Genomic DNA, 20,919 nt, shown 5'->3' with positions numbered 1-20,919 from the left:
CCAAAGCCTTTCCCACAAATTATCCGCGCCCCGCGGCGGCACTGTTTTGCGTCATGGTTGCTGCCGGGTGAAGCCCCACAGCTGCATGTCACCCATGAACACAGCGAACCGCCTGAAACCTTTGGCTTTCCTCTGTCATAAAAGGCTGATTAACTCTGCCGGTCGCCGCAGCCGGAACGACGGCCGCGCGCTCTGGAATGCCGCTAATCAAACAAGGGATACAGGGATGAAACACTTACTGCTTGGCGCCACCGCCCTCACACTCTGCGCCGGTTTTTCAAGCGCAGCCCATGCCGATTTCACGCTCAACATCCTGCATATCAACGACTTCCACTCCCGCTTCGACCCGATCACCGACAGCGATTCCAATTGCGATGCCGAGACCGATGCGGCTGGTGAATGCTTCGGCGGCATTGCCCGCCTCAAGACCATCATCGACGACACCCGCGCCAAATATGCCGACGGCAACTCGCTGCTGCTCTCGGCCGGCGACAATTTCCAGGGCTCGCTCTATTACACGACCTACAAATCCAAGGTCGTCTCGGACTTCTTCAACCAGATGGGCTTTGACGTGGTCGCCACCGGCAACCACGAATTCGACGATGGCCCTGAAGAGTTCATGAAATTCATCGACGCCGCCGAATTCCCCATCATCGGCGGCAATTTCGACGTCAGCCGCGATCCCAATCTCGCCGGCAAGATCAAGGGCTCCTTCGTCATCGAAGTGGGCGGCGAAAAGATCGGCATCATCGGCGCCACCACTGAAGACACCCCCGAGATCGCCACCACCGAAGACATCGAATTTTCCGACGTCATCGAATATGTGCGCGGCGCTTCCGAAGCCCTCGATGCCGCTGGCATCAACAAGATCATCCTGCTCAGCCACATCGGCTACACGATCGACCAGCAGGTCGCCGCAGCCCTCCCTCTGGTGGACGTCATCGTCGGTGGCCACAGCCACACCCTGCTCAGCAACACCGCCGAAGGCGCTGCCGGTCCCTATCCGACCATGGTCACCAATCCGGACGGCATTGAAGTGCCGGTGGTGCAGGCCAATCAATACGGCAAGTACCTGGGCGACATCGCCATCACTTGGGACGACAACGGCGTCGTCACCAAGGCCGAAGGCGAGCCCTTCCTGATCGATGCCTCGGTCACCGGCAACGAGGACTTTGCCGGCCAGCTGGCCGAACTGGCCGGCCCGATTGCGGAAATGACCAGCGAAGTCATCGGCACTACCACCGAAAAGCTCGAAGGCGCCCGCGAAATCTGCCGCGTCGAGGAATGCAACCTGGGTAACCTGCTGGCCGACGCCATCCTCGACCGCGTTGCCGACCAGGGCGCCACCATTGCCTTCCAGAACGGCGGCGGCATCCGCTCGTCCATCGACGCAGGCGAAATCACCGTTGGCGACGTGCTCACCGTCCTGCCTTTCTCCAACACCCTGGCCACGGTTGAGATTTCGGGTGCCGACGTCATCGAAGCCCTCGAAAACGGCGTCAGCGATGTCGAGAACGGCGCTGGCCGCTTTGCCCAGGTTGCCGGCCTCAAATATTCCTACACCCTCGCCAAGCCGGCTGGCGAACGCGTTAGCGACGTTCTGGTCAAGGGTGAAGGCGACACCTGGGTTCCGATTGACGAGGAAGCCACCTACAAGATCGTCACCAACAACTACAATCGTGGTGGCGGCGATGGCTTCTCGGTCTTTGCCGAAGGCGACAATCCCTATGATTTCGGCCCGCCGCTGGAACAGGTCCTCGCCGAATACATCGCCAAGCAGGGTGGCACCTACACGCCCTACCTCGATGGCCGCATCACCGTCATCGAATAAGGCCTGAGTCTCACCAAACACGAAGGGCGCCCAATGGGCGCCCTTCTTCATTCTCGGATCACGATCAGGCCCTGCGACGTGCCAGCTGGTTCCAGATCAGCAGGATGATCACCGCGCCAATAATGCCGCTGATGAAGCCGATACCATCGCTCTGTCCGCCACCGAAAATCTGCTGGCCCAGCCAGCTCGCCAGCACAGAGCCGACAATGCCCAGCACGGTGGTGAGAATGAAGCCGCTCGGCTTGTTGTCGCCCGGCGTGATCCACTTGGCGATGACGCCTGCGAGAAAGCCAATGATGATGGCCCAGATGATACCCATGTTTTGACGCTCCGTGTTTGCTGAGCGAATAATTCGGAACAGGCGCATCCGGTTGCAATTGCGGCGCTAATCCGTCGCTGAACGACCCATGGCGTTCAGAAATTCCGGTGAGGCCACCTTCTTTGCCAGCTCGCGCAGCTCCGCCCCCTTGCCCGACCCGAGCACATCGTCCACGCGCGCATTGACCCCCTGCCAGAGCTCATACATCTGCCGCGTCTGCTTCATGCCCTGTTCGGTGAGCACGGCCCGCTTGATGCGCCCATCCTTTGCGTCGGGATGCACCTCGACCACTCCGTCCCGCACCAGCGGGCGCAGGGCATGGGTCAATGCGGAAATCTGGATCGACAGCCGCTTGGCCAGTGCCTGCAGCGACGGACCGGTGCCGCCGGGCGCGCCACCCAGCTCGTCGAGACGGGTCACCAGCATCGCCTGCGCCGAGGTCAATCCGGCAGGCGCGATCGCATTGTCATAGACCTGCGTCAGCTGCCGCGAGGCCTGCCGCATCGCCGTATGCGTGCAGTTCAGCGGACTATACGGCTCAACACTGTCGACATCGGGCGGTACGGGCCTGGCCATGCTTGATCTCCTGTCCAAAAAATAGTTGAGTACATCACCATTGACAAGAGCGGACGGCCACCCCAATTAGTTGAGCACTCAACTAAAGGAGTGAACATGTCCTCGTCCAAAACCGCTCTCATCACTGGAGCCTCTTCCGGCATCGGCGCCGTCTATGCCAGGCGCCTTGCCGCCCGGGGCTACAATCTCGTCCTCGTCGCCCGCCGCGCCGATCGTCTGGCCGAACTCGCCACCGAACTGGCCGAAACCGGCAAGATCACCGTCGAGACCGTCACCGCCGACCTCACCGCAGACGCCGATATCGCCCGCATCGAACAGCTGCTGCGCGAGCAGAGCATCGACTTGCTGATCAACAATGCCGGCATGGGCCCGGCCGCCAGCACTGCCGACATGAGCGACGCCGATGCCGCCGCAACCCTCGCGCTCAATGTGACCGCGCTGATGCGCCTGACGCGCGCCGCCCTCCCCGGCATGCGCGCCCGCAAGTCCGGCACCGTGGTCAATGTCGGCTCGGTTCTCGCCTTCCATGCCTTGCCGCAGAGCACGCTCTACAGCGCCACCAAGGCCTTCGTCTTGACCTTCAGCCGCGGCGTCGCCGAAGAGGTCAAGGACGACGGGGTATTGGTTCAAGCCGTCCTGCCAGCCGGCACCATCACCGAATTCTACGAAGCCGCCGGCATGTTCATCGCCGATTTCGATCAGTCCGTTTTCATGACGGCCGAACAGCTAGTCGATGCTGGTCTGGCTGGCATGGATCGCGGCGAACAGGTCACCCTGCCCTCCGTGCATGACGAAAAACTCTGGACCAGCTACGACGCGGCCCGCGCTCAATTGATGGGCGGCACCCAGAACGGCAGTCCTGCCCAGCGCTATACCCAGGCCTGAAGGTCAGGGCCGCCTCATCGGGCGGCCCTCTTTTATTCCCGCAGACACAGCACCTTACGCCACTAGACCGAAAATCACCCTGTTCCCCTGTCTGCATATCTGCCAAGACCACTCAGGATTTGCGCCTTCGAGGAGAGTCGCCATGCCTGTGACCGTCGAGACGGTTCTGGACACCGCTGGGGCTGGACGCTTCCAGCGGCGTCTCCTTGGCATCTTCGGCCTGGTCTGGGCCGCCGATGCCATGCAGGTCCTCGCCGTCGGCTTCACCAGCGCCTCGATCGCCGCGAGCTTCAATGTAGAACTGCCCCAGGCCTTGCAGACCGGCACGCTGTTCTTCCTAGGCATGCTGATCGGCGCCGCCCTTTTTGGTCGTCTCGCCGATCGCTTTGGCCGCCGCAATGTCCTGCTCATCACCGTCGCCTGTGATGCCATTTTCGGCCTGCTCTCGGTCTTTGCCCCCAATCTCTGGGTGCTCTACGGCCTGCGCCTTTTGACCGGCATTGCCGTTGGTGGCACCCTGCCTGTCGACTACGCCATGATGGCCGAATTCCTGCCCGCCAAAAATCGCGGCCGCTGGCTCGTCATCCTCGAAGGCTTCTGGGCCATCGGCACCGTCGCCATCGCCCTCGCCGCCTGGCTCGCCAGCCTCTATGTGCCGGTAACCGACGCCTGGCGCTGGATCCTCGCCTTCACCGCCCTGCCCGCCCTGATCGGCATCTGGTTGCGCCTCTGGGTGCCGGAATCGCCACTCTTCCTCTTGCGCCAGAACCGCCAGGCCGACCTGCTCAAGGTGCTCAACACCATCCTGCGCACCAATGGCAAGCCGGAGCTGCCGCCCGACACCACCATCACCACGCCGCCAGTCGAAGCACGCCAGGGCATTTTCTCGCCCGCTCTGCGCCGCCGCACCCTCTCCATCCTGCTGGTCTGGTTCCTTGTGTCAGTCTCCTACTACGGCATTTTCACCTGGCTGCCCGCCCGCCTGGCTCAGGACGGCTTCGGCTATGTCCGCGGTTTCGGCTTCCTCGTGCTAGTCGCCATTGCCCAATTGCCCGGCTATGCCCTTGCCGCCTGGGGTGTCGAGGCCATTGGCCGCAAGCCGACGCTGATCGGCTTCCTGCTGCTCAGCGCCGCCGGCTGCGCACTCTTCCTCGTCGCCGGTGACGGCTGGCTGATCGGCACGTCCATCCTCCTGATGAGCTTCGCCCTGCTCGGCACCTGGGGCGCGCTCTATGCCTTCACTCCCGAGCTCTACCCCACCGTCTCCCGCGCCACCGGCATGGGCGCCGCGGGCGCCGTCGCGCGGCTGGGCGGACTTCTGGCACCCTCCGTCATGGCCCTGATCTTTGTGCAGAACTTCTCGCTGGCCATCGCGCTGTTTGCCGGCCTGCTGCTGCTCGGCGCCCTGGCCGCCACAAGGGTCGATGCCGAAACCCGCCGCGCCGTGCTCGACTGATCAGCCGGCCGAAACCGCCGTGAATACCGCCAGCTGGTCGGCAAAGGCCCGCTGATAGGCCGGCCGCGCCTCGCCCCGCTGCACATAGGCGGCGAGATTTGGATATTCCGGCAATATCCCCGAACTCCCCAGCCGGCGCAGCACCAGCACCATCATCACATCGGCCGCGCTGAACTCGCCCTCCAGCCAGTCCCTCTCCCCCAACCGCGCCGACAGCGCCCTGAGCCGATTGCGGATGCGCTCTTCCAGCATAACGTTCCGTTCGGCAAACCACGATTTGTCCCGCTCGACGAGCATCGCCTGCTCGCGCTCGAGGATTGGCGGCTCCATTGTATTGACCGCCGAAAACATCCAGGTCACCACCCGCGCCCGCGCATTGGCATCAGCTGGAAAAAGCCCCGGGTGATTGTCGGCAAGGTAAAACACGATGCCACCCGACTCGAACAGCACCAGCTCACCCTCCTCGTAAGTCGGGATCTGCCCAAACGGATGCCGCGCCACATGCGCTGGCTGCTTCATCTCGGCAAAGCTGACCAGCTGCACCTCATAGTCCAGCCCCACCTCCTCCAGCGCCCAGCGCACCCGCATATCCCGCGCCAGCCCCTTGCCTCTGTCGGGCGAGGTCGCAAAGGCCGTTATGGTCGGTGTCATGAAAATCTCCTCCAATTGCCGTCACTGATCCCACGACGATCCGCTAGGGCGCATTTCGACAGGCGAGGCTAAACCGGCATCTTGGTGCCGTATCTTACCATGTTGATCGCATCGATCGTGTGCATGGCCTCTTCGACCATCTCTGCGTCGCCACTCTCCATGACATGGACGACATAGGCATTGGCCGTGGCGAAATCCCGCTTGCCGGCATAGATGAGCGCAGCCTGCAACGCCGCCTTGAGGTTTCCATTGGCGGCCGCTACCACATACCAGTAGTGGCCCTGCTCGGCATCATAGAGCGGCGCCGGCTGATCGTGAAAGCGGATCGTATAGGCCTGAGCCGCGCCCATCTGCGCTTCGACATGTCCCTGTTGCGCTGCCCGCAGATACCATTGCAGGCCCGCTGCACGGTCCCGCAGGATACCGCCCCGGCCGGCACTGATATAGACGCCGACCTTGTACTGCGCATCCATGTCGCCGGCCCAGGCAGCCAGCAGGTAGTTGGCCAGGGCGATGCGGTGATCTACCTCAACGCCCTTGCCGTATTCATAGAGATGGCCAAGGAACCGGGCTGCCCCGAAGTCACCGAGGCGAAGGCCCTGATCGTAGCGCTCGCGCGCCAAGGCAAGATTACTATCGGTTCCGATACCCTCCGCCAGCATCCAGCCCAAGTGCGTCGCCGCCGAGCCATCACCCTGTTCTGCCGCGGCCGTTAACAGACCGATCGCCTCCGTGTGCTCCTCGACGGCGCGATCGCGCCGCCCCAGCATCTTGCCAAGTCGCCGCTGCGCCAGCATATGGCCTTGCGCTGCCGCCAGCCGATACCAGGCCTCTGCTCGCAGCATGTCTTGCTCAACGCCGAAGCCAATCTCGAACAGATCGCCCACATGATACTGGGCAAAATCGGCGCCAGCCTGCGCCGCCTCGACCTGCAGCCTGATGTAGACCTCAGTATCGGCAGCCACCCCTTGCCCGTGATAATAGAGGATGCCAAGATTGGCCTTGGCGACCGGATTGTTCTGCGCCGCCGCCGCGCTTAGCCAGTGAAAGGCCAGCGGATAGTCCGCGGTCTGTTTCCCATCCATGAACAGCGTACCATAGGCGGTCTGCGCCGGCGCATAACCGGCTTCGGCAGACTCCAGCAGCAGCGGTAGCGCCCGCTCGAAATCATCTTGCTGCAGATAAATCCGTCCTAGGCGATACTGCGTCGGCGCATGCTCAGGCGCGTTCGCATGGGCGGTGACGCAGACCGGCATCGCGGCTGCGACGTCAATCTTGTCCCAGGCAACACCCGTCTCGCGAAACCCCGGCTCCCAGATATAGGCTGCAAGGTCCGCGCAGTCTTGCTCGGCAGAACGCTCTGCCGCCAGACTGACCGTCGGCGCTGTCATCAGAAGGCTCAAGGCAAGGATCAGGTTACGCATCTTTCCCCCGGACACGTTCAACTCACACCAGCATGCTGGCTAGCCTTTGGCAGGGCAGACCGCAGACGCTTCGATCTCGGTAGCGGCAATGGCCGCGTGCTGGCCGACCAACAGAGCACCGCCATTCCACGCGCTCATCCGCTTTTGAATCAGGCTGATCCGCGTTGGCGCAAGCGTTGACTGCGGCAGGTGCTCGTCAGTCAGGGCGCTCTGACAGATGGCCAAATCATTTGGCAGTGTCGCCGCCGCTGCAACGCCAGAAAATCCGACAACTACAAGCAACATAAACGCAGCGGAAAGTCCGCCTTTGATAAAATCAGAATAAAAATATATCGATTGCTGTTTCATGAACAACAATACTTACGGAGCTGCTTCACAATCAACGAAGCGCGTGACTTCTGGTTAATTCAGGACCGACGTCCGCGCCGGTCCTTCAGCGATAACTCCGCAGGAAAAAGGACCACCGTACATGCCGTACGGTGGGCCTCATATCCTGCCGAAACCGACTAGACCGTATGTTCCGTCCGGTCCCGGTCCGTCATCGTCGCCAGGTCCAGCACCTTCTGGATATTGGTGGCGTGACGGAAGCTGGGTTCGAGATTCTTCCCCGAGCGCACCGCATCGACGAAGCGCATGTAATTGGTCGGCACGGTCTCGACTTCGACCTCCGTCCATGTGCCCGTCTCGGCATCCGGGCCGAGGCAAGTCAGCAGCTTGCTCCAGTCATGGCGATGCTGCACCTCGATCGAGCCCAACTCGCCATAGACGCGCAGGCGCAATTCGTTGAAATGGCCGGTCGCCCAGCGCGTCGCATGGATCACGCCCAGCGCGCCATTTTCCAGCTGCGCCGTCATGGCGAAGCTGTCATTGGCGTCGAGGTCATATTCGCCGATCTGGTTGTTCTCGGCCTTTTCGAACGTCTCGAGCCGGCAGAACACCTTCGAGAAATCGCTGCCCGCGCCATAGGCGGCAAAGTCGAGGATATGCACGCCGATATCGCCCAGCACGCCATTGGAGCCGTGCTTCTTGGACAGGCGCCACAGCCACTGGCTTTCGGTACGCCAGTCGCCCCAGGCCTTGCTCACCAGCCAGCTCTGCAGATAGCTCGCCTCGAAATGCTTGACCTTGCCCACGGCGCCCGACTGCACCAGCTCGCGCATCTTCTGCAGCTGGCTGACATTGCGATAGGTGAGGTTGACCATGTTGACGAGGCCAGCCGCTTCCGCTGTCTCGGTCATTTCCATCGCCTTGGCATGGTCGGTCGCCAGCGGCTTTTCACAGAACACATGCTTGCCGGCCTTGAGCGCGGCGATCGTGGTTGCGTGGTGCACGCTATCCGGCGTCACATTGGCAATGGCGTCGAACTCGCCCCAGGCCAGCGCCGCATCGAGCGAGCCGAAGCGGTGCTCCATATTATGCGCCGTGCAAAAGGCATCGACGCGCGCCGGATCGACGTCCACGCCGCCCACCAGCGTCACGCCGTCGATGGCAGCAAAATTCTTGGCATGAGTATTGGCCATGCCGCCGGTACCCAGAATGAGGATACGCATGTGTTCTATTCCCTGGGGCCCCTGCCCGTTGTCTGGAAGTCGGCCGCTCTCGTCATTGCGAGAGCGGCCAATCGTTCAAATCACTTCTTCACTTCGCCGGCGTGATCGGAGGCGCTGAGCTTGGCGCCGCGCTCTTCGATCTTTTCGATGGCCTCGCCAACCGGCGTGTTCGGCGCCTTCATCAGATGGGCATGGCGATCGCCATTGTATGCCCAGTTGACGGCATTGCGCAGCACCAGGCCCACATTGGCGTCGTGATAGGTCGGATAGGTTTCGTGGCCGGGGCGGAAGTAGAAGATATTGCCCGCGCCGCGACGATAGGTCAGGCCCGAACGGAACACTTCGCCACCCTGGAACCAGGAGACGAACACTGTTTCCAGCGGCTCCGGCACCGAAAAGGGCTCGCCATACATCTCTTCATATTCGAGCTCGAAATAGGGCCCGAGACCCTTGGCGATCGGATGGCCCGGGTTGACGACCCAGAGGCGCTCGCGCTCACCGGCTTCGCGCCAGTGCAGGTTTGCCGGCGCACCCATCAACCCCTTGAACACCTTGGAGTGATGGCCCGAATGCAGCACCAGAAGGCCCATGCCCTGCCAGACATGTTCCATCACCTTCTTGACCACGGCATCGTCGACCTTGTCATGCGCCGCATGGCCCCACCACAGCAGCACATCGGTCTCGGCCAGCACCGCATCGGTCAGCCCGTGTTCCGGCTCCTGGAGCGTCGTCGTCTTGACCGACAGATTGCTGTCTTCAGCCAGCAGCTTGGCGATCTGGTTGTGCATGCCGTCGGGATAATTCTCGGCAACAACCTTGTTCTTCTGCTCGTGGACATTCTCGCCCCACACCAGGGTCCGGATAGCCATTGTAGTCTCCTATGGTCGAAAGCCCGGCAGGGAGGAGCCGGGCATCTGAACTATCTATGTTGAAAGTGGTGACGACCGTGTGGCCGCCACCCTGTTTGTGATCGCGTCAGGCTGCGACCGGCTTGCCGGCTTCGTTGAAGCGGTGAACCTTGTCTTCCATCGGCGAGATATGGACCACATCGCCGGTCTTGTAGGTGTTCGGACCATCGATCCGCACCACCACCGGCTCCTCGGTGCCCATTTCGAGGTAGATATAAGTGTCTGCGCCAAGCTCTTCCTTGTGGATGACCTTGCCGTTCCACAGACCCTGCCCTTCGGGCTTGATCTCGATATGCTCGCCGCGGATACCCAGCGTATGCGCGCCATACTTCTGCGCGCGCTCGTCGGCGATGAAGTTCATCTTCGGCGAACCGATGAAGCCGGCAACGAACACCGAATTGGGGTTCTCATAGAGCTCCATGGGCGTACCCACCTGCTCCACCAGCCCGTCGCGCAGCACGCAGATGCGGTCGGCCAGCGTCATGGCCTCCACCTGGTCATGGGTCACATAGATCATGGTGACCTGGTGCATTTCCTCATGCAGCTTGGCGATCTCGATACGGGTCGCCACGCGCAGCGCTGCGTCAAGGTTCGACAGCGGCTCGTCGAACAAAAACACTTTCGGATCGCGGGTGATGGCACGACCGATGGCCACGCGCTGGCGCTGGCCACCCGACAACTGCTTGGGCAGGCGATCGAGATACTGCCGGATCTGCAGCATGTCGGCAGCCCGCTCGACGCGCTGGCGGATCTCGTCCTTGCTCTTGCCCTTTTCCAGCGTCAGCCCGAAGGCCATGTTCTCGTAAACCGTCATATGCGGGTAGAGCGCATAGGACTGGAACACCATGGCGATGCCGCGCTTGGACGGCGCCAGCGAATTGACCACCTTGCCGTCGAACAGCATCTCGCCCGAGGTGATGTCCTCCAGCCCCGAGATCAGCCGCAGCAGCGTGGACTTGCCACAGCCTGACGGGCCGACGAAGACCATGAACTCGCCCTTGCGGACTTCGAGGTCCACGCCCTTGATGACTTCGACGGCGCCGAAGGATTTGCGAATATCGCGAAGCTCGATGCTTGCCATTGTTTTTCTCCTTAACCCTTCACGCCGCCGGCGGTGAGACCACTGACGATCTTGCGTTGGAAAATCAGAACCAGGACCACCAGCGGCACGGTGACGACCACCGATGCAGCCATGATGATGCCCCACGGAATTTCATACTGCGACCCGCCCGACAGCAGCGCGATGGCCACTGGCACGGTGCGCGTCTGGTTGGATACGGTAAAGGTCAGCGCGAACAGGAACTCGTTCCAGGCCGAGATGAAGGCCAGCAGGCCCGTCGTCACCAGCGCCGGCCACATCAGCGGCATGAACACGCGGGTGATGATCACCCAGGGCGTCGCGCCGTCGACAATCGCCGCTTCCTCGATCTCCACCGGCAGGTCACGCATGAAGGTGGTCAGCACCCAGACGGTGAAGGGCAGCGTAAAGATCGTATAGGAGAAGATCAGCGCCCAGGGCGTATTGTAGATGCCCAGGAACCGGATCACTTCGAAGAGGCCCGCCAGCACCGCGATCTGCGGGAACATGGAGACGGCCAGGATCGTCATCAGCAGCAGGCTGCGACCACGGAAGCGCACGCGGCTCAGCGCGAACGATGCCGTCACCGCCAGGAACAGCGCCAGCAGCACCGTCACCGTGGCCACGAAGACCGAGTTCAGCAGGTTGCGCGGGAACGAACCCTGGCTGAACACCGACTGGTAATTGGCCAGGCTGAACGAAGTCGGCCAATAGGTGATGCGGAACAGGTCCGTGCCCGATTTGAGGCTGGTGAGGATCGCGTAGTAGAACGGAAACACGCTCACCACGACGATGAAGACCACCAGTGCGTAGAACAGCACCGTCTTGGTGATCTTCCAGAGATCGAAACTCGCGGTCATCAGCGGTCTCCCCCATCAAAATTGACCTTGCCCAGCCAGATATAGACGATGGTGAACAGGGCAATCAGCAGGAACAGCAGGGTCGATTGCGCCGAGCCTTCGGCGAAATTGTTGAACTGGAACAAGTTCTCCTGACTGAGCACCGACATGGTCTTGGTCGCCGCGCTATTGGGCGTCAGCACATAGATCAGGTCGAAGATGCGCAGCGCATCGAGCACGCGGAAGATGATGGCGACCATCAGGGCGGGCCGAACCAGCGGCAGCGTGATCTTGAAGAACTGCTTGATCGGATGCACGCCGTCGATTTCGGCAGCCTCGTAGATGTCCTTGGGGATCATCTGCAGGCCAGCCAGGATCAGCAGCGCCATGAAGGGCGTTGTCTTCCAGATATCCACCACCAGCACTGCGGCCATGGCCGTGTCAGGCGATGCCGTCCAGGCGACGGCACGGTCGAGCAGGCCAAGGCGGATGCCCAGATCATTGAGAATGCCGAACTGGTCGTTCAGCATCCAGCTCCACATGCGGGCCGACACGATGGTTGGAATGGCCCAGGGAATGAGAATGGCGGCGCGGACGATGCCACGGCCCTTGAATTCGGCATTGAGCACCAGCGCCACGATCATGCCGAGCACGGTTTCCCAGAGCACCGACCAGAAGGCAAAGCGCACCGTGTTCATCACGGCATTCCACCATGCCGGATCGGCCAGCACGCCACGATAGATGGTGCGACCACTATCGAGCACGCGGATCTGCAGGTAATTGCCAAAACCGATCCACTCGGCCCCGTAGAGGTCGTTCAGCGTCGCATCGGTGAAGGAGAAGTAGATCGAACGGGCCAGCGGCCAGCCGGCGACCACGCCCAGCGCGATCATCATTGGCAACAGGAACCAGCGTGCTGCGCGAACGCGCTGCTGCAACAGTTCGGACCGTGCCCGTTTTTGCGGAATTGCCGGCGAACTGAGCGCTTCGGTCGTCATGCCTTCCCCCTGATATTGTTATGATTATGGGGATGCGGACGCTCTTGCGCCCGCATCCGGTTCACTGGACCGGCTTAGTTCAGCAAGTCGTCGAGATCGATCTCGAGCACTTCAAGGTTTTCGGCAGCCGAGCCATTGCCCGACAGCGTGTTGTGGACAGCGCTCCAGAACAGCGAGGAAGCCTCGTTGTAATTGGCCTGGGCCGGTGCCGACGGACGCGGCACGGCGTTCTGGAAGATTTCTTCCCAGTTGGCCATGAAGGGCGAAGCGGCGAGCACTTCCTCATCCGAGTACAGCGCCTGCACGGTCGGCAGGTTGGCCTGGGCAATGGCGCGACGCTTCTGGCTGTCTGCCGAGCTCAGGAACAGGGCAAGGTCGATCGCCGCTTCTTGGTTCGCCGAATACTTCGACACGGCAAAGTTCCAGCCGCCCAGCGTTGCCGAAGACTTGGCGCCTTCGCCTTCACCGGCGGGGAGCGGAGCCACGTCGAACTTGCCCTTGACGGCGGAGTCGTCGTTGTTGCTCAGCGCATAGGCATAGGGCCAGTTGCGCATAAACACGGCATTGCCGAGCTGCCATACGCCACGGCTTTCTTCTTCCATATAGGCCAGGTTGCCTTCCGGAGAGATTGTACCGATCCAGCTTGCAGCTTCTTCAAGCGCGGCGACGGCCTGCTCGTTGTTGATCGAGATCGTGCCATCGGCTTCGATGATCTGGCCGCCGCCATAGGAATTGACCCATTCCAGCGCATTACAGGTCAGGCCTTCATAGGCATTGCCCTGGAACACATAGCCCCACAGGTCTGTCTGACCTTCGGCGCGTTCGGCATCCATGATTTCCTGGGCAGTTGCCTTGAGCTCGGCCCAGGTGGTGGGGACTTCCTTGCCGTACTTCTCCAGCAGGTCCTTGCGATAGTAGAGCGCCGGGGCGTCAGTGAAGGCCGGCACGGCAACGAGCTTGCCGTTGACGGTCTGCGATTCAATCACCGAGGGGAAATGCTGGTCGGCGACATCGGCAAAGGCTGCGGTCAGGTCGACGAACTGGTCGGCGAGCTGGGGCGCCCAGATCACGTCGGTCTGGTAGACGTCGATGTCGGCATTGCCGGCCGCCAGCCACAGGCGATACTGGCCGAACTGGTCGCTGGTCGACGACGGCATCGGCACGATGGTGACCGTATTGCCGGTTTCTTCGGCGAAAATGTCGAGTTCGGACTGCAGGAACTGCAGGCCCGTACCCGTATCGCCCGACACGATCGACAGCTCGACGGCGTGTGCCGTGCCGGCAACCAGCGTGACGCTCGCCATCAAACCGACGAGCAACTTGTTGATCTTCATGAAAAACCTCCCGAGTGAACCAAAGCAAGGGAGGCATGATCGGGCAGCCATGCGCCATAAGCGCGACCAACCCCAATCTCCTCCCTAAAGCACTGACCGCAGCGGCTGTCCCGCCCACGTTTTCAAAGCGCTTTGAGTGAAAAAGAAACAGAGCGACAGTTTTCTGTCAAGCCACTCGTGAACGTCCTGTTAGGAATTGCGAAGTTGCCCGACAAATACCGTAACTCCACCAATCACTTATGGTTCCATCGTGATGGAACCTTCGGCGGACCGGGCATTTTGGCGTGATGTACGCACGTCAGAATGCCGCCTGAAAATTCAGGTCTTGCGCCAAAATTTGAAATCGCTTTGAATAACCGCAGGAGGAGGACGCAGGAACCGCTGTTCAAGGCGGCCTGCATGCCCTAAAGGCTGGCCAAACCGGGCCTGGATGCACCCCAATGTGCGTCCGCCAACAAACACCGGTCAAGCCAGAACCTCGGGGCCAGTTGGCAGCAATGAGACTGAAGGATCTGGCCGAGCACCTTGGCCTGTCACAAACCACCGTGAGCCGGGCACTCAATGGCTATCCCGAAGTCAACGAGGCCACGCGCCTGCGCGTCGCCGAAACCGCGGCCCGCCTCGGCTATCGCCCCAACGCCAGCGCCCTGCGCCTTGCCACCGGCCGTTCCGGCGCCATCGGCATGGTGCTGCATGGCGCCAATGAGTTCGGCCCTCACACCACCGAATTCCTCGGCGGTATGAGCGCCCGCCTCGCCCTCGAAGAACTCGATATCCTCTTCACCACCGTTTCGAGTTACCAGGAGGAGCTGGCCGTCTATCGCCGCGCGGCGGCCAGCCAGAAGGTCGACGCCTTCGTCATCAGTTCACCCACACTCAACGATGAGCGGGCCGAACTGCTGCTCGACCTCGGCCTGCCCTTCATCCTGCATGGCCGCACCAACATCAGTCGCCCCATCGCCTGGCTCGACATCGACAATACCGGCGCGGTCGAACGCGCCACTACCCACCTGCTCGACCTCGGCCATCGTCGCATCGCTCTGCTCAATGGCGTCAAGGGCCGCACCTTTGCCGAACATCGCGAGATCGGCTACCTGGCCGCCCTCTCGGCCCGGGGCATTCCCTTCGATCCGGCGTTGATGAGCAATTCCATCTTCACCGACGAAATCGCCTTCCGCATGGCGCAGGCCATGCTCGAACTGCGCCCCCGCCCCACCGCCTTTCTGGCCGGCTCGATGATGACAGCGTTGGGCGTCTTCCGCGCCATTCGCCAGGCCGGGCTGGTCCTGGGCAAGGACATTTCCATGATCGCCCATGACGATGTCTTCTCCTATCTCAACGCCGACAACATGTACCCCACCATGTCGACGACCCGCTCCTCCATCCGACAGGCCGGCACCCGCGTTGCCGAATTGATCCTCCAGATCATGGCCGGCAAGCCCATCGAGGACGTGCACGAACTCTGGCCCGTGGAACTGGTGCTGCGCGAAAGCACCGGCCCCGCGCCCGCCAGCTGATTTTTCAGTTCCGCCATCATCTTGCAGTCAAAATCCATGGCCTATTATCCCGCCATTGCTGACCGGGAGTATTCCATGCCGAAGCCGTTTGCCCGCCTTGCCGGAGCCTTTGCCGTCCTTGCCCTCTTCGCGCCCCTGCCCGCCTTTGCCGAATTCCTTGACCCCGACTGGTCAGACCTGACCATCGAAGGCGTCGCCGCACCAGACTGGCTGGCCGGCGTCAATGACGGCGACTACATCGGCATGTGTTCCGGCTGCGACGAAACCCTGATGCTGCAGGTCCAGGCCCGCCCTGATGACGGCACCGGTGGCCGCGTCCATTCGGGCGAAACTACTGCCGAGACCTGGACCGAGATCGGCCAGGCCAATGCGGCCCAGCTCGGCAATGTCGCCGAATATTACGGCACCGAGACTTTGGATTTCGCCAGTGCCAAAGGTTTCAAGACCAGCGCAAAGGGCGCAACCGGCGACTTTTCAGCAACCTACCAGCTCTGGGACGACGGCCACCAGCTGATCGTCCGCGTCTATGGCGCCGATCAGGAGCAGGTCGATAGCCTCGCTCAGACCGCCTTCAAGGCCGCCGCACCCTTGGCTTTCCAATAGCCACCCACCGGCCGGGCCGCCGTAAACCATAGCCGCAGACGGGCCTTCCCGTCCGCGCGCCTCGTGTTAAGGTTTCGTAAACCATGAGCGAGGAGCCCAAAATGCGCGTACCATCCATCGGCCTGCCGCTCGATGAACGCCGCATTGTCCGAGAGGGCTATCGCATCGCCGAAGCCATGATGCGCAACTATCGGGATCCGCCGACCCTGCTGGAAACCGTCACGGCAGCAGCCAGAAATGCTGGTCAGTCACTGGCCATGCTCTACCGCAACCTGCTGCGCAGCTAGGCCGACAACTTCATCGGCTCGCCCGGCAACGGCAAGTTCAGCGCCGCCACCAGCCCGCGATATTCCGCCCGCGCATTGACATGCGACATGCTCGGCGCGCTGCCCAGCACATCGGCCTCCAGCGGATCGAATACGGTCATGCCAATGGGGAACAATGAGCGAAAGATGACGCGCTCGGCAATCCCGTCCGCCACGCGGCAACCAATGCGTTGCGCCAGCTTTTCGATCGTCTCCTGCACCTGGCTGGCATTGCGCGATCCCAGGTTCGAAATGCGGTTGCGCATCAGCACCCAGTCGACGCCCTTGCCGGTCTGCGCCAGCCGCTCGGCCCGCGCCTTCTGCACATTGCGCGTATAGGGGCTGGTCTCGATCGGCTCGCCCGTCGCCGGATCGATCTTGGCCAGCACGTCGAGGTCGATCATGGAATCATTGATCGGCGTCACCAGCGTGTCGGCAAAACCATGCGCCAGCCGCTGCAGATTGCCGTCGAAGCCGGGCGTGTCGATGACGATGAAGTCGACCTCGCCGCGCAGCCCGTCCATGGCGCGCGTGAACAGGTCCAGCTCGATCTTCTGGTTCTCGCGGATGGAATCGCCCCAGGCCGTCGGCAGGTGCACATGCTTTGGCATCGGCACGTCGCGGCCCGTCGCCTCCACCGTGGTCCGGCGATTGCGCACATAGCGCGTCAGCGTCTGCTGGCGGCTGTCGACATCCATGGTGGCGACGCGATGGCCCTGGTGCAGCAGATAGACCGCCAGGTGCAGCGCCGTGGTCGACTTGCCCGAACCGCCCTTTTCGTTACCCACCGCAATGATATGCGCGCCATTCTGCGCCATGCCCGTCACTCCAAATCAGGGACCCACCCTCCCGATCCATGAAGTGCCCGCATGGTTAACAAAGCGATAACGACGCCCTAGCCAACCCGTAACATGTGGTTGTCGAACAGGAAATCGAACTGCTGCACATCGCGCTCGGCCCCGGCTATGCCGATCATCTCGCCCATGCCGCTGGTCGCCACAAACCCGCCCTCATCAGCCGCAAGCCCACAGCCATTGCGCAGCGTTTCCACCAGCACTGGCCGCTTCCCCTCGACATCGATTGCCACCAGCAGATTGCCCTCGGGCGACGAAACGGCAACCGTCCCACCATCGCCTGACACGGCCACCGACCCAACATAATTGCGCAGATCCGCCAGCGTGCCTGGCGGCAGTTCCACCAGCTCGATCACGCCATCCATCGTGGCATAGCCCACCAGTTGCGGGCTGTCGCTCGGCTGGCCGCGATACTGGCAACCAAACCAAACCCGCCCCCGCACATCCACCGCCATATGCCGGATCGACAGCTGATGCAGCCCCGCATCGAGCCGCAATTGCCCGACCAGCCTGCCATCCCGCCGATCGACGAACACCACCGACGGATCCATCGTATCGAGGTTGAGCTCGGCCCGCCCATAGTCGGGATGCGTCTCGATCCCGCCATTGGCGACAACGAAGGTCACGCCATCGGGCATCAGCAGCATTTCATGCGGCCCCGTACCATAGGTCGGAAACTCGCCGATCCGCCGATAGCCGTCCGTCGCGTCATAAATGCCGATCACGCCCTGCGCCGCCTCGAAATCGCTTTCCGTGGCATAGAGCAGCCGCCCATCCGGCGAAAACACGCCATGCCCGTAATAGTGCCGCCCCTCGATGGACGTCAGCGTCACCGGCGCCTCGCGCCCGCTTGGATCGAACACCAGCGCAAACGTTCCCGGCTGGCGCGCAAACACCACCCCGCGCCCCGCCTCGGGACTGATGGTGATATCGTGTCCGCGATCAGGCAGGTCGATCGACGAGATCACATCGCCGCGCTCGCTCAGCAGCACCGCGCCATAACCACCGCTCGACGTCTGGATCGAACTGGCAAACACCAGCTCGCTCCGCTCCAGCGCCGCAAGCTGTCGCGGCAGCAGGCTTGCAGCAAAACCCAGGCCTGCTGACTTCAAAAACGCCCGCCGCTGCCACATGGCTCAATCCCCATCCAGCGACGAAAAACCCACCGAAAGCCCCAGCGCCGCCGACAATTGCTCGCCCACCTGCGCCTGCAGCGACTGCGTCACGATCACCAGATAACTGAGCGCCGCCGCTTGCTTGGCATCGACCACCGCCTGGTCCACCGGCAGCGTCACCAGATCTATCGCCCTGTGCGCATTGGAAAATTCGAAGGCGATGGAATTATCCAGTCCCGCCTGATCCGCGCCGACGGCCCGTGCCATGCCCGACACGGCCACCAGCTGCTCCATGCCCTCCACATTGGCCTTTATCATCGATAAGGTCAGTTTTGAGCGCCAGAACAGCGCCTGCTTTGGCTTGGCCGCCGCATCGCCCTGCGCGATGAAGGGATTGATCCGCGTGTCCCGCACCGCTTCCAGCCCATGCGATATCAGCCCCACCAGCGCTTCGAGCGACTCGGTTTCCGTCCGATAGTCGACATAGTCCCGGTTCGGCCGCATCAGATGCGCAGCGACGCCGTCATAGCGATACCAGCCCATCGCCAACTCGTCCGCCATGCGACTGATATTCTGCGCGATCGCTTCGCCGAACCGGCAGCGGAATTCACCGCCCTCACCCTGCAACAGCTCGAAATCCGTGCCGAACAGCACGAATTCCAGCGCCCCAAAGCCCTGCACCGCCACGCTTTTCTCGCGCAGCGTCGTCACTGATGTGGCCGTATCGTCCTCTTCCGCCAGGATCGCCTGCACCTGTCGCAACCCGATCCCCTTGCGATCGGGAAAGAACAGCAACCGGTCCACCCGGTTCTCTTCCATTAGCGGCCCGATGCGCAGGAATTCCACCCGACCATAGGCCTCTGCTGCGAAGCCAAATTGCTGTTGGGCAACGGCCAGAGTGTCTGCTGACGGCACGGCGCAGAGCGCGCCCATGGCAACTTCGAGCCCGCTCGCACCGCGCTTGAACTCGGCCAGATTGGGCCGGATCACCTGATTGACCGCTGCGGCCAGCACCTCGCTCTCCGTCGGTGCCTGGGCATGGGCCGGTGTCACGACCAACATCAGCAGCAGGGCAAGCAGTTTGCGCATCAGAGCGATTCCAGAAAGGCGATGAGATCATCGCGCGTGGATTTGGACATGGCCGCGAACCCGTCTCGCGCCGCCTGCGCCTCCCCACCGTGCCACAGGATGGCCTCGGTCAGATTGCGCGCCCGCCCATCATGCAGGAAAAATGTATGGCCCGAAACAGCTTGCGTGAGCCCCACGCCCCAGAGCGGCGGCGTGCGCCATTCATAGCCGTCCGCCTGCCCTTCGGGACGATGATCGGCTAGGCCCTCGCCCATATCATGCAGCAGGAAATCCGAATAGGGCCAGATCAGCTGAAACTGCAGCGCCGGATTGTCACCATTCCGGCTGGTCACGAATTTCGGCACATGGCAGCTCGAGCAACCGGCTGTGTAAAACGCTTCCTTGCCGCGCAGCACTGCCGGATCATCCACATCGCGCCGCTCCGGCACGCCCAGCGTCTGCGAATAGAACGTCACCAGGTCCAGCACCGGATCAGGCGCCTCCGACACGCCGAGCCGCTCCTGTTCGCCCGTCGGCAACGCCAGGCACGCCGGCTGGTTTTCCGTGCAATCGCCATGCGGCAGGTTCACCAGCGGCGTCGAAATCCCGATATCCCCCGCAAAGGCCGAAGCCGCCTGCGCGCGGATCGTGGCATTGCCCGCCTTCCAGCCAAACCGCCCCAGCATGACCGAATTGTTGACGGGGTCCACCGTCCAGTTCGGCTTGCCCGAAATCCCGTCGCCATCAAGGTCCTCGGGATCGGCATGCGCCAGAATATCCTCTGCCGGAATCTGCTCCACCAGCCCCAACCCGATCATGGGATTGGCCACGCGCGGCGAGATCATTACGTCATCGGCCAACGGCCCATAGTTGAGATCTGCCACCGAATAGGTCGGCGCCCGCAGCGTCACCACCTCGCCATCACCCAGCGTCACCGGCAGGTCGGCATAGTCGATCACCATCCGCCCTTCCGACTTCAGCCCCGGCACGGCGAAATCCTGCAGCTGTGTACCATAGACCGGATCGCCGACTTCCCCGGCGATCACCCCGTCCATCGCCAGTCGCGTGTCGTCCTCGCCGGGCGGCACCGAGAGCCTCAGGAACATCGATACATTTTCCGCACCCGGAAACGGCGGGTGCCCACGCCCGTCTTTCAGATGACAGCTCTGGCACCCGCGCGCATTGAACAGCGGCCCCAACCCATCTGACGCCTGCGTCGAACTGGGCGAGGACACCCAGATCTTGCGGAACAGCGCATTGCCCAGCTTGAACTGCTCTTCCTGCTCGAAGCTCAGGTTGTCGAGGAAATGGCTGAACGAGTCTGCATTGACACTGAACTGCGTCGTTCCCTTGCCAGCAGGACGCTTTTCCGACCCCTCCGGCTTGGAAAAATCCGTCGTCGGCCGCGTCACCGCCTGCACCCGCGCCAGGTCCTCAGGCGTCAAATCGCTGCGCAGGGCGGCATCCTGCGCGAACACCATTCCGCCGGCCAGCAGCGCGGCGAGAACGAGACTGAAGGGCATTCTCATCGAAGGTCTACATAGTTCATGGGCTGCGAGCCGGATGCCGCCTGAGCTCGCACCTTAACACGGGAAGCCATCACCGGAC

Annotated in this window: 21 protein-coding genes; 6 read left to right on the top strand and 15 right to left on the bottom strand. The window is 62.2% G+C overall.

All coding sequences use genetic code 11. From position 1 onward, the window contains the following. Window positions 1–226: 226 nt before the first annotated feature. Entirely contained in the window at window positions 227–1,831 is a 1,605-nt protein-coding gene (locus P0Y65_02425; protein ID WEK05130.1) for a bifunctional metallophosphatase/5'-nucleotidase, read from the top strand. Window positions 1,832–1,895: 64 nt separating this feature from the next. Here the strand turns inward: P0Y65_02425 and P0Y65_02420 are convergent, their stop codons facing one another. Beyond that, window positions 1,896–2,150, bottom strand: coding sequence for a GlsB/YeaQ/YmgE family stress response membrane protein (locus P0Y65_02420; GenBank protein ID WEK05129.1), 255 nt, complete (start codon window positions 2,148–2,150; stop codon window positions 1,896–1,898). A 66-nt stretch (window positions 2,151–2,216) separates the two neighbouring features. Next, window positions 2,217–2,726, bottom strand: a complete 510-nt coding sequence (locus P0Y65_02415) for a MarR family winged helix-turn-helix transcriptional regulator (protein WEK05128.1) — start codon at window positions 2,724–2,726, stop codon at window positions 2,217–2,219. Window positions 2,727–2,822: 96 nt separating this feature from the next. On the opposite strand from P0Y65_02415, the gene P0Y65_02410 reads away from it, so the two are divergent. Continuing rightward, complete coding sequence (locus P0Y65_02410) at window positions 2,823–3,611, top strand: SDR family oxidoreductase (GenBank protein WEK05127.1); 789 nt, start codon at window positions 2,823–2,825, stop codon at window positions 3,609–3,611. A 142-nt stretch (window positions 3,612–3,753) separates the two neighbouring features. Then, entirely contained in the window at window positions 3,754–5,067 is a 1,314-nt protein-coding gene (locus P0Y65_02405; protein WEK05126.1) for an MFS transporter, read from the top strand. Here P0Y65_02405 and P0Y65_02400 read toward each other — a convergent pair whose 3' ends face one another. The 9 genes from P0Y65_02400 to P0Y65_02360 all read right to left on the bottom strand — a co-directional run bounded on the left by P0Y65_02400 (window position 5,068) and on the right by P0Y65_02360 (window position 13,849). Further along, window positions 5,068–5,718: a glutathione S-transferase family protein gene (locus P0Y65_02400; protein WEK05125.1), complete on the bottom strand. Its 651-nt coding sequence runs from the start codon at window positions 5,716–5,718 to the stop codon at window positions 5,068–5,070. A 68-nt stretch (window positions 5,719–5,786) separates the two neighbouring features. Further along, window positions 5,787–7,142 (bottom strand): tetratricopeptide repeat protein, encoded by a 1,356-nt coding sequence (locus tag P0Y65_02395; GenBank protein ID WEK05124.1) that lies wholly within the window; start codon window positions 7,140–7,142, stop codon window positions 5,787–5,789. Between the two features lie 39 nt (window positions 7,143–7,181). Further along, window positions 7,182–7,490 carry a hypothetical protein gene (locus P0Y65_02390; protein ID WEK05123.1) on the bottom strand — a complete coding sequence of 103 codons (309 nt, stop codon included), beginning with the start codon at window positions 7,488–7,490 and terminating at the stop codon, window positions 7,182–7,184. Window positions 7,491–7,648: 158 nt separating this feature from the next. Beyond that, the gene (locus P0Y65_02385) at window positions 7,649–8,692 is read right to left on the bottom strand and encodes a Gfo/Idh/MocA family oxidoreductase (protein ID WEK05122.1); all 1,044 of its coding nucleotides are present in this window, start codon (window positions 8,690–8,692) and stop codon (window positions 7,649–7,651) included. Window positions 8,693–8,772: 80 nt separating this feature from the next. After that, window positions 8,773–9,561, bottom strand: coding sequence for a ThuA domain-containing protein (locus tag P0Y65_02380; protein ID WEK05121.1), 789 nt, complete (start codon window positions 9,559–9,561; stop codon window positions 8,773–8,775). Between the two features lie 106 nt (window positions 9,562–9,667). Then, window positions 9,668–10,681: an ABC transporter ATP-binding protein gene (locus tag P0Y65_02375; GenBank protein WEK05120.1), complete on the bottom strand. Its 1,014-nt coding sequence runs from the start codon at window positions 10,679–10,681 to the stop codon at window positions 9,668–9,670. Window positions 10,682–10,692: 11 nt separating this feature from the next. Then, a complete protein-coding gene (locus tag P0Y65_02370) occupies window positions 10,693–11,538 on the bottom strand; it encodes a carbohydrate ABC transporter permease (protein ID WEK05119.1) in 846 nt (281 codons plus the stop codon). Next, window positions 11,538–12,515: a sugar ABC transporter permease gene (locus P0Y65_02365; protein ID WEK05118.1), complete on the bottom strand. Its 978-nt coding sequence runs from the start codon at window positions 12,513–12,515 to the stop codon at window positions 11,538–11,540. The genes P0Y65_02370 and P0Y65_02365 overlap by 1 nt, the downstream gene beginning before the upstream one ends. A 74-nt stretch (window positions 12,516–12,589) precedes the next feature. Further along, window positions 12,590–13,849 (bottom strand): ABC transporter substrate-binding protein, encoded by a 1,260-nt coding sequence (locus P0Y65_02360; GenBank protein ID WEK05117.1) that lies wholly within the window; start codon window positions 13,847–13,849, stop codon window positions 12,590–12,592. A gap of 497 nt (window positions 13,850–14,346) precedes the next feature. On the opposite strand from P0Y65_02360, the gene P0Y65_02355 reads away from it, so the two are divergent. The 3 genes from P0Y65_02355 to P0Y65_02345 all read left to right on the top strand — a co-directional run bounded on the left by P0Y65_02355 (window position 14,347) and on the right by P0Y65_02345 (window position 16,256). After that, window positions 14,347–15,366, top strand: coding sequence for a substrate-binding domain-containing protein (locus P0Y65_02355; protein WEK05116.1), 1,020 nt, complete (start codon window positions 14,347–14,349; stop codon window positions 15,364–15,366). A 75-nt stretch (window positions 15,367–15,441) separates the two neighbouring features. Next, window positions 15,442–15,969, top strand: a complete 528-nt coding sequence (locus P0Y65_02350; GenBank protein ID WEK05115.1) for a hypothetical protein — start codon at window positions 15,442–15,444, stop codon at window positions 15,967–15,969. Window positions 15,970–16,070: 101 nt separating this feature from the next. After that, window positions 16,071–16,256: a hypothetical protein gene (locus tag P0Y65_02345; GenBank protein WEK05114.1), complete on the top strand. Its 186-nt coding sequence runs from the start codon at window positions 16,071–16,073 to the stop codon at window positions 16,254–16,256. Here P0Y65_02345 and P0Y65_02340 read toward each other — a convergent pair. The 4 genes from P0Y65_02340 to P0Y65_02325 form a co-directional block, all read right to left on the bottom strand. Beyond that, window positions 16,253–17,092, bottom strand: coding sequence for a division plane positioning ATPase MipZ (locus P0Y65_02340; GenBank protein ID WEK05113.1), 840 nt, complete (start codon window positions 17,090–17,092; stop codon window positions 16,253–16,255). The genes P0Y65_02345 and P0Y65_02340 overlap by 4 nt on opposite strands. 77 nt (window positions 17,093–17,169) lie before the next feature. After that, entirely contained in the window at window positions 17,170–18,240 is a 1,071-nt protein-coding gene (locus P0Y65_02335; protein ID WEK05112.1) for a DUF1513 domain-containing protein, read from the bottom strand. A gap of 24 nt (window positions 18,241–18,264) precedes the next feature. Then, window positions 18,265–19,332, bottom strand: a complete 1,068-nt coding sequence (locus tag P0Y65_02330) for an imelysin family protein (GenBank protein WEK05111.1) — start codon at window positions 19,330–19,332, stop codon at window positions 18,265–18,267. Further along, window positions 19,332–20,792 (bottom strand): di-heme oxidoredictase family protein, encoded by a 1,461-nt coding sequence (locus tag P0Y65_02325; protein WEK06711.1) that lies wholly within the window; start codon window positions 20,790–20,792, stop codon window positions 19,332–19,334. The genes P0Y65_02330 and P0Y65_02325 overlap by 1 nt, the downstream gene beginning before the upstream one ends. Between the last annotated feature and the right edge of the window lie 127 nt (window positions 20,793–20,919).

The sequence above is a fragment of the Candidatus Devosia phytovorans genome, from assembly GCA_029202405.1.
GTDB classification, from domain to species: Bacteria; Pseudomonadota; Alphaproteobacteria; order Rhizobiales; family Devosiaceae; genus Devosia; species Devosia phytovorans.
This window is presented reverse-complemented; position numbering and strand designations above follow the sequence as displayed.

Excerpts from the sequence above, each read along its gene's own strand:
- P0Y65_02350 (WEK05115.1), top strand. The coding sequence starts at position 15,442 with ATGCCGAAGCCGTTTGCCCGCCTTGCCGGAGCCTTTGCCGTCCTTGCC.
- P0Y65_02415 (WEK05128.1), bottom strand. The coding sequence starts at position 2,726 with ATGGCCAGGCCCGTACCGCCCGATGTCGACAGTGTTGAGCCGTATAGT.
- P0Y65_02340 (WEK05113.1), bottom strand. The coding sequence starts at position 17,092 with ATGGCGCAGAATGGCGCGCATATCATTGCGGTGGGTAACGAAAAGGGC.
- P0Y65_02370 (WEK05119.1), bottom strand. The coding sequence starts at position 11,538 with ATGACCGCGAGTTTCGATCTCTGGAAGATCACCAAGACGGTGCTGTTC.
- P0Y65_02400 (WEK05125.1), bottom strand. The coding sequence starts at position 5,718 with ATGACACCGACCATAACGGCCTTTGCGACCTCGCCCGACAGAGGCAAG.
- P0Y65_02425 (WEK05130.1), top strand. The coding sequence starts at position 227 with ATGAAACACTTACTGCTTGGCGCCACCGCCCTCACACTCTGCGCCGGT.
- P0Y65_02380 (WEK05121.1), bottom strand. The coding sequence starts at position 9,561 with ATGGCTATCCGGACCCTGGTGTGGGGCGAGAATGTCCACGAGCAGAAG.
- P0Y65_02385 (WEK05122.1), bottom strand. The coding sequence starts at position 8,692 with ATGCGTATCCTCATTCTGGGTACCGGCGGCATGGCCAATACTCATGCC.
- P0Y65_02375 (WEK05120.1), bottom strand. The coding sequence starts at position 10,681 with ATGGCAAGCATCGAGCTTCGCGATATTCGCAAATCCTTCGGCGCCGTC.
- P0Y65_02325 (WEK06711.1), bottom strand. The coding sequence starts at position 20,792 with ATGGTGTTCGCGCAGGATGCCGCCCTGCGCAGCGATTTGACGCCTGAG.
- P0Y65_02355 (WEK05116.1), top strand. The coding sequence starts at position 14,347 with ATGAGACTGAAGGATCTGGCCGAGCACCTTGGCCTGTCACAAACCACC.
- P0Y65_02395 (WEK05124.1), bottom strand. The coding sequence starts at position 7,142 with ATGCGTAACCTGATCCTTGCCTTGAGCCTTCTGATGACAGCGCCGACG.
- P0Y65_02360 (WEK05117.1), bottom strand. The coding sequence starts at position 13,849 with ATGAAGATCAACAAGTTGCTCGTCGGTTTGATGGCGAGCGTCACGCTG.
- P0Y65_02330 (WEK05111.1), bottom strand. The coding sequence starts at position 19,332 with ATGCGCAAACTGCTTGCCCTGCTGCTGATGTTGGTCGTGACACCGGCC.
- P0Y65_02345 (WEK05114.1), top strand. The coding sequence starts at position 16,071 with ATGCGCGTACCATCCATCGGCCTGCCGCTCGATGAACGCCGCATTGTC.
- P0Y65_02390 (WEK05123.1), bottom strand. The coding sequence starts at position 7,490 with ATGAAACAGCAATCGATATATTTTTATTCTGATTTTATCAAAGGCGGA.
- P0Y65_02410 (WEK05127.1), top strand. The coding sequence starts at position 2,823 with ATGTCCTCGTCCAAAACCGCTCTCATCACTGGAGCCTCTTCCGGCATC.
- P0Y65_02420 (WEK05129.1), bottom strand. The coding sequence starts at position 2,150 with ATGGGTATCATCTGGGCCATCATCATTGGCTTTCTCGCAGGCGTCATC.
- P0Y65_02405 (WEK05126.1), top strand. The coding sequence starts at position 3,754 with ATGCCTGTGACCGTCGAGACGGTTCTGGACACCGCTGGGGCTGGACGC.
- P0Y65_02365 (WEK05118.1), bottom strand. The coding sequence starts at position 12,515 with ATGACGACCGAAGCGCTCAGTTCGCCGGCAATTCCGCAAAAACGGGCA.